Annotated in this window: 9 protein-coding genes and 1 pseudogene; all 10 read right to left on the reverse strand. The window is 56.3% G+C overall.

All coding sequences use genetic code 11. From position 1 onward, the window contains the following. Window positions 1-11 precede the first annotated feature (11 nt). The gene (mobP3, locus tag H8Z83_RS12425; RefSeq protein WP_187015339.1) at window positions 12-1,604 is read right to left on the reverse strand and encodes a MobP3 family relaxase; all 1,593 of its coding nucleotides are present in this window, start codon (window positions 1,602-1,604) and stop codon (window positions 12-14) included. Next, on the reverse strand, window positions 1,586-2,023 hold the full coding sequence (locus H8Z83_RS12430; protein ID WP_187015340.1) for a ribbon-helix-helix domain-containing protein: 438 nt from the start codon (window positions 2,021-2,023) through the stop codon (window positions 1,586-1,588). Before H8Z83_RS12430 ends, mobP3 begins: the two co-directional genes overlap by 19 nt. A gap of 664 nt (window positions 2,024-2,687) precedes the next feature. Next, on the reverse strand, window positions 2,688-3,701 hold the full coding sequence (locus H8Z83_RS12435; RefSeq protein WP_187015341.1) for a hypothetical protein: 1,014 nt from the start codon (window positions 3,699-3,701) through the stop codon (window positions 2,688-2,690). Between the two features lies 1 nt (window position 3,702). Further along, complete coding sequence (locus tag H8Z83_RS12440; protein WP_187015342.1) at window positions 3,703-3,981, reverse strand: DUF6103 family protein; 279 nt, start codon at window positions 3,979-3,981, stop codon at window positions 3,703-3,705. Window positions 3,982-3,997: 16 nt separating this feature from the next. Next, a complete protein-coding gene (locus H8Z83_RS19650) occupies window positions 3,998-4,780 on the reverse strand; it encodes a hypothetical protein (protein ID WP_243184983.1) in 783 nt (260 codons plus the stop codon). Window positions 4,781-4,782: 2 nt separating this feature from the next. Continuing rightward, window positions 4,783-5,166, reverse strand: a complete 384-nt coding sequence (locus tag H8Z83_RS12450; protein ID WP_187015343.1) for a hypothetical protein — start codon at window positions 5,164-5,166, stop codon at window positions 4,783-4,785. A 39-nt stretch (window positions 5,167-5,205) separates the two neighbouring features. After that, window positions 5,206-5,418, reverse strand: a pseudogene (locus H8Z83_RS12455) (M23 family metallopeptidase); the annotation flags it as partial. Window positions 5,419-5,443: 25 nt separating this feature from the next. Beyond that, a complete protein-coding gene (locus H8Z83_RS12460) occupies window positions 5,444-6,517 on the reverse strand; it encodes a hypothetical protein (RefSeq protein WP_187015344.1) in 1,074 nt (357 codons plus the stop codon). A gap of 1 nt (window position 6,518) precedes the next feature. Next, the gene (locus H8Z83_RS12465; RefSeq protein ID WP_187015345.1) at window positions 6,519-6,710 is read right to left on the reverse strand and encodes a hypothetical protein; all 192 of its coding nucleotides are present in this window, start codon (window positions 6,708-6,710) and stop codon (window positions 6,519-6,521) included. 15 nt (window positions 6,711-6,725) lie between these two features. Next, window positions 6,726-6,884 (reverse strand): M23 family metallopeptidase (locus H8Z83_RS12470; RefSeq protein ID WP_187015346.1); only part of this gene is annotated, 159 nt, incomplete at its 5' end.

A 6,884-nucleotide genomic window follows, 5' to 3' on the forward strand; every position in this document is an offset into this window, starting at 1 on the left:
TCTGCTTTGTGCTATCTGAATGTTTGTTCCTCATGGTCGTCCGGCTTGTGTCCCATCGCCAGCCGCTTGCGCTGCAATTCCTGTCGGCGCTTGCGGTCGATCTGCAAGCCGCGGTGGATCTGGTCGATCTTGCTGTTGTCCTCAAAAATTCTGCTCATGTGATGCAGCATCCGCACAACGGTTTCGCCCACCGTGGGGGCACGATAATCTGCTCCTGCCGGTGCGGTTTGCCCTGCTTGACCGGATGGCTGTGAGTGCGTCGGAGTCATTTCGCCCACGGGCGGCGCGGTACCTTTGGAGGCGGCAGCGTCAGCGGAGCCGGGATCTTCCGGTGCGGTACTCGCCGCACGGTCAGATTTGGGCTGCGCTGACGCGAGAGATGCCGTGACCTCAGAGTTCTTTGGCGCGGCTTCTGCGGCATCCTTTTTGATGATAGGTCCTTCCTGCATGGAAGGAGTTCTCCGCACATCCGCGTACCGCTGCCGCTCCGCTATCCATTGCAGTGTTTCCTGAATGACCATATTGCGGACGCTCCGGAACTCCTTTTGCTGGGAGAGCGGCAGACGCTTGCGCGGCCGCTGATCGTAGTCCAAGCACACCTGCTCGTAGAGCGTCTGCCACGTTTCGTAGGCGGTGGACACCCGCTCGTCCTTCGCCAGCTCCTCCACGATGGCATCCACGATGGCCTTGACCCTTGGCGGCAGGTAGCCGTAGACCTTTCGGCCCTTGATCGTCAGCAGACGATTCGCCAGTTCTGCGGTAAGCTGCTCCAGCCGTGGATTGTCCATCGAGCCATGCTCCAGCTGCGCGATGCACTCCACCATTGCCTTGCGGGTCTGCACCTGTAGCTCCTGCCGCGCGGTATCCTTTTGCTGGTAGATGTGCATCCGATCCGCGTGGTAGATCCGTCTGGCGAAGACGGATTTCATTTCCCGGATACCCTCTTTGGTGAGGTAGCCCTCCTTTGGATCTGCGGAGAAGATGATCATGTGGATATGCACCTGATTTGGCTTCTGGTGGAACGCAGCATACCAACGCAGGTTTTCCAGTCGGATCTTATACGCCTTTGCGATATCGCAGATGGAGGCGTTCACCAGAGCCTGCCAGTTTTCCGCGCTGTCATAGCCCAGCCGCTCTGCGTCCTCACGGCGCAGCGCCACCACCGGCGTCCACACATTGCCCGAATGCTCCGCCACCTCCCGTACCGCCCGCGCGAGATTTTGTACCTTACCGTGAGCGTCCCACAGCCCGTGCTCACCGTCCTTCTGGACGCCGGGGCGATGGGAGATGTAGTCGATAAAATTTTCCTTTTGCTCCAGCGCCTCCATGTAGTCTTCCTGCACCTGCTGGATGAACGCGGAGGCGCTGCCCTGGGTGGGGTGATCCAGATATTCCTCGTACTCAATGAGTTCCCAGCAGGAGGGGAAGGACTTCAGCAGCCGCGTGATAAAATCCCGCTGCTTTTTTGTGGCGGGGAGTGTACTGCGTTCATCCGCCAGCAGCTCCACGCCGGGACGGGTGGCGACGTAGCGGGTACGCTGCGCCAGCTTCGCGGCGTTCTGTCCGCCCTTGAGGTAGGGCGAGATCAGTACGATCCGGGCCATGTGTCATCCGGCTCTATGCGCCGCTGGCTCCGCACCGCGTTTTCAAAACTCACCTGACCATTGGTGCGCTTCACCTCATCCACCGCGTAGGCCCGCAGCTCCCGCGTGTGGATGGGATCGGTACGGAAGTGCGCGGCGATGGTGTGGCAGAGCATATTCAGCTCCACCGCGCACTTGAAGAGGATCGTCCGCAGACGGTTGTTGTTGTCGTCCAGCGTACCCTGAATGGCGGTGAGGATGGCTTGCGAGAGGTAGGCGGTGTTGTCCTCCGTGCCGAGATAGCCCATGTAGAACCGCAGGGCCTTTTCTACGAATTCATTGCGGCTGCGGCAGTTATCAGCTTTCAGCCAGCTGTCCATGCGGTCGATCATGTCGGGCGGGAGCCAGAATGTCGTTTTCTTTTTCACTTTTTCTTCCATCGGTGTTCTCCTTTCCTTGCCGTCGGTCAAAAGGGGCGCGAGTGCCGGAAACACCGTGCCTTTTTGGAAACCAGACTGCGGTTTTTCTGAAATGTGCTGAAGTAGACTGCGCTTTGGAAAGCGCGAAAAAGCCCCGCACTGCGGGGCTTTGTGGGCGGGCCGCGGGCGCTTGCGACTGCGGCCCTTTATCTTGTTCCACTATCGAACGGGTAAATAAGGGGCGAAAGTCTCTGGAACAGGGCATGGTCAGGAGGAAAAACACCCTCCCCAAAGGCTCATTTCTCCATCGTCGAAGCCTTATCCACACGGATTTTTCGCACATCGCCCATAAACGCCGCAACACTCGCTTCAATGGGCTTTGGCGGGTACACACTCCACCCCAGCCCTTAAACGCGCACACAGCGGCACACAGGGCGAACGGTGCGGGGAAACGGGGAGCCGCCCTGCGCGGCACATTTGAAGGCACAAAATCTGTGCAAAACGCTTTCAAATTCGGGACGGAGAAAAACCGCGGGAGCAGAATAACAGCCGCCAAACTGCGGCTGCCCGCCAAGGGCGGGTTGACGCAGTTCGGCGGCGCCGCGGGCCCGCAGGCACGCGCAGCCTGGACGCTGTTGTTTCCGCAGTCGTGAGTGCTTCAGCCTTGCTGTGCCTGCGTTTGTACCTACAGCTTCATCACCGGCCCCTGCTGCTGTTCCGGTTCCTCGCGGAATTGCTGCGCGTAGTCGTGGAGACTCATGCCGGTCTGCTGTTGACAGTATTCCTCCATTTTACGCAGCAGGACATCCTGCTCTGCGGCGTTGAGCTGGTAGCTCCAGCTTTCCTCGGAACCGTCACCCTTGCAGAGCGTCAGCTCCAGCGTGTCGCAGGGTCTATCCTCCGCGATGTCGTAGTTGGCATAGATGTTGAGCCAGTCATCGTTTTTGCCCGTGAGGACGAAGGTTCCGAAGGCAGCGTCCACATCGAACTCCGTCTGCACATAAAAATTGAGCTTGCCGTCCGATTCGATGATCTCATCACCGAAAGAGAAATTTCGCGCGGAGAGATGTCCCACCGAGGTGATCTCTTTACCGCTCAGATGATCTAGCAGCTTGCGCCACTTATCATCGCTCGACGCGAATTGCGACCGTGTGGCATGGTACACCGCCGCTGACACATCCCGCATCGCCCAGGTCTGCCAACCGTCCATGATGTGAACGGCGGAGAACTCCCGCTTGTCGAAGTTCACATCGAACACGCCGCGCACCTTGCCGGTGTTCTCCATGCGAAGGGCAGTGAGCGCGTTGTACTCTTCCACCGTGATGGGTTGCCCGCCGAAAAACATTCCGATAAATTTGTCCGGTGCAACACCACTGCCCTTTGTAAGATAACCGCGCAGCTTTTTTCCGACCGCCAGCAGCTCCTCGCCGAGCGAGGTCTTGAAGTACCACTCCTGCCCGCGCTCCATCACATGGTAGGCGGCGTAGGTGCGGGCTGCTTCTTCCTCCGTGCGCCGCGCGGCATCCTCCGCGTAGATCTCGGCACTGATGCGCTCATACTCACGTTCTGGGAGCTGGTTGCACAGCTCATCCAGCACATCCTCCAGATGCTCCTGCAAGGTTTCATCCTTGAGATGCTTTTCAATGGCATCCTTCCATCGCCGGTCGATCCACAGCGTGATGTCTACATGATCTGCCATCTCACTCACCATTCCTTTCGTCAGTGGGCTGCGCCAACGCGGAAGGAGGCTCCTCCCGCGGCTGCGGCTTCGCCGGTCTTGCCGGACGGCGCGGACGGGCAGCAGGCGCTGTGCGGCTGGCGAGATATTCCCGCACCGGCTCCGGCACCTCAGATTCGTAGAGGCATTTGAGCAGCTCCTCCAACTGTGCTTGCACGCTGGAGTTCTTCTTTTTAAGTGAAAATTCGAGAGCGGCAAGCTGCTCGCTCTTGAATGAGATCGTGACATTTTCCTTTTTCATGGTTGGTATGTTCCTCCTATTTCATCCGCATCGTCTGTTCTTGCGCCGTCTGCTCACAGATTTCAAACAGCGTATGAGAGAATTCTTCCTCCTGTCCCACGTCCTGCGCCGAGGCCCATGCGCTGCGTACTGCCTCCAGCGGGTCATCCATCGCCGCCAGCACTTTCAACTGTTCACGGTCTAAACGCATGGTCAGCAAGGCATTATAGCAAAAACGATTCGCCTCGATCTCTCCTGCGTTGGCGATGAGCTGTCCCTGCGTCATGCGGTAGAGGGAATCTGTGTATTCCCTCTGCTCACGCTCGACATGTTCAAACAGGAGTTCCCGCAGTTCCGATGTGGTCTGCACCGGCTCTCCCTGCGTGATCCCATCCGTAAGAAACAGCGGCACATCGATGACCTCCGCGTTGCGGAATGCCATGTCGCCGCGGTAGCCGATCTTCAGCATAGAGAATTCTTTAGCTGCTTGCACCAGTCCTCTGGGGCTGCCGGGAGGGATCTCCTGATCCCAGCGGTACCAGTTATCCTTTGCGTGACTGGGCGTGAGCTTGAGGAGAACATAGTCCTCCGGCACGAACTTGGGATAGCGACAGAGCTGACCGCCTACGGCGTAGTAGGGCTTGCCCTCGCACATCACGGTCTGCTCCATGTATGCCCGCATCTTATCGAGGCTCTCGCAGAACCAGCATTCCGTATCGTTGAAGCGGCGGATCACGCCGTCGTCCAGAATGCTGTTGAGATTGTCCTTCCCCGTCAGGTGATAAATCTTGACCGGCGGCCTGACTTTTACATACGCCATACTCAGATTCCTCCCATTTTCATATTGTGCTTCTGCGTAGCCGACTCCATTGCAACGAACCGCTCCATAAAGGAATTGAATAGCGCCAGCGTTTCCTTCTTCGCTTCCCTCACAGAGAAGAACGGTCCGATGGTTTCTGACCATTCCTGTTCATTATCACGCACATAGCCGTAATAGTGTTTGCACCGGTTGCCGGGATCATGTGCGTACCGGTGTTCCCACTCTGTGTAGATTACGACTTGAAAGCGCTCATAGGTCGTAGCGGGATCGCGTCCCTCAAAGGTATACCGCGGCGTGCCGTCCATGAAGTCGTGTCCTTTTGTCCATTGTACTTTTTCCTTGGTTTCGTCCGTTGGGAATTCCAATAGCGAGTTTTTATCTGACATCGCTTGCCTCCATTTCTGTTCCTTTGACTGTTGTCCTTTTTAACTTTTTGGCAGATATGCCCTTGGATTCGTCCGCTCCCCGTTGACACGCACCTCGAAATGAAGATGCGGACCGGTGGAGCGCCCGGTGCTGCCGGAGAGAGCGATGATGTCTCCCGCCTCCACCGTCTGGCCTGCTTTTGCCAGCAGCTTGGAGCAGTGGCCGTACAGCGTGGCAAGGCCATTGCCGTGGTCGATCACCGCATAGGCTCCGATGTGTTCGTCGGTAATGAGGACATCAGGTCATTTTCTTTTCCCGTCTAAGCGCCTCCAACAGCTTTGGATGGACAACCAGGACATACCAGCAGCCCTGCTCATCCTTCCTCATATCAATGACTACCATTTCCAGCAAGTCTGCTGTCTTAATCGGTTCTGAATCTCCGGAATAGTCCAGAAGTACAGTGTATTCTTCACCGCGCAGAGCCTTTTCAGCTTCATCGGAGGCAAGCTTTAAAATACCTTGCGGCATCAGAAGCATGAAGCAATTGTTTGGACAGGATTCCAGCATCTGCTTCACGGTTTCTGGCTGTTCATCATCGATCAGATACCCATTTCCTTTCTGCTTGTACAGTTCCGCAAGCAATCGGGAAAAAGCATTACCTTCTTCGGCATTCTGCTGCTCCATCCACACTTCAGAAATCATTCCCAGCGGCTTTTCCACCTGAAGTAAAAATAGAACGTTTCTTCTTGTCAGTTTTTTCCTCTCCGCCATTAGTCCTCTGCGGCACACCTGCATGGCGGAGATCTCCTCTGCGGACTGGATCAGTTCGTCACGTTCCAGATGATCCAGCCCACGCATATAGGCAGCCATCTCTGCCTCGGTTCGCTCAAATAACAGGCCCCACAGTTCACTGGAGGTCAGCTCCTTGTGGCTGACGATTTCGCCGGCAAGGAATTTTGGCACATCAATCACTTCCGCATTTTGAAATGCCATATCACCGCGATATCCAATACTCAGTGGGAAGAATTCTCTTTCTGCCTGCATCATTTCATCAGAACTGCTTGAAGGCTGTTCCTGAGTCCGGCGATACCATGCATTTTCCTGCCGGATGGGAGCAAGCTTGAGAAGGATGTATGCTTCCGGGTTGAATTTGGAGTAATGGCAGAGCTGTCCATCTGCGGTGCGATACGGTTTGCCTTCGCACATCACGGTCTGCTCCATGTACGCTTTCATTTTGTCGAGACTCTCGCAGAACCAACATTCCGTATCACCAAAGCGGCGGATCACGCCGTCATCCAGAATGCTGTCGAGATTGCCTTTTTGCGTCAAATGATAGACCGTGGACGGTCTGGATACTTTTTGGTATGCCATATTACTCAACCTCCTCGTAGTAGTCGCGGAGCTGGAAGCCCAGCGCCTCCATGTCGCTGTGATCTATGCCAAGCCCGTGACGCAGGATGTCATAGAGATTCCCGGCGTCATAGCGGCTACTGAGAAGATCCACGAGCTTCGCAACCAACTCCTGCTCACGCTCCGGCGTGATCGGTTTTATTGCAGTATTCATAATTAGTTTTTCCTTTCAGCCTTTCGGCAGATATGCCCTTGGATTCGCCCGCTCTCCGTTGACGCGCACCTCGAAATGGAGATGCGGACCGGTGGAGCGCCCAGTGCTGCCGGAGAGGGCGATGATGTCTCCCGCCTGTACGTTTTGTCCCACCCTTGCCAGCAGCTTGGAGCA

The organism is Dysosmobacter segnis, assembly GCF_014297285.1.
Classification (GTDB): Bacteria; Bacillota; Clostridia; order Oscillospirales; family Oscillospiraceae; genus Oscillibacter; species Oscillibacter segnis.

Bases quoted from the DNA above. Each gene is read 5' to 3' on its own strand.
- H8Z83_RS12450 (WP_187015343.1), bottom strand. From the start codon at position 5,166: ATGTCAGATAAAAACTCGCTATTGGAATTCCCAACGGACGAAACCAAG.
- H8Z83_RS12435 (WP_187015341.1), bottom strand. From the start codon at position 3,701: ATGGCAGATCATGTAGACATCACGCTGTGGATCGACCGGCGATGGAAG.
- H8Z83_RS12430 (WP_187015340.1), bottom strand. From the start codon at position 2,023: ATGGAAGAAAAAGTGAAAAAGAAAACGACATTCTGGCTCCCGCCCGAC.
- H8Z83_RS12440 (WP_187015342.1), bottom strand. From the start codon at position 3,981: ATGAAAAAGGAAAATGTCACGATCTCATTCAAGAGCGAGCAGCTTGCC.
- mobP3 (WP_187015339.1), bottom strand. From the start codon at position 1,604: ATGGCCCGGATCGTACTGATCTCGCCCTACCTCAAGGGCGGACAGAAC.
- H8Z83_RS12465 (WP_187015345.1), bottom strand. From the start codon at position 6,710: ATGAATACTGCAATAAAACCGATCACGCCGGAGCGTGAGCAGGAGTTG.
- H8Z83_RS19650 (WP_243184983.1), bottom strand. From the start codon at position 4,780: ATGGCGTATGTAAAAGTCAGGCCGCCGGTCAAGATTTATCACCTGACG.
- H8Z83_RS12460 (WP_187015344.1), bottom strand. From the start codon at position 6,517: ATGGCATACCAAAAAGTATCCAGACCGTCCACGGTCTATCATTTGACG.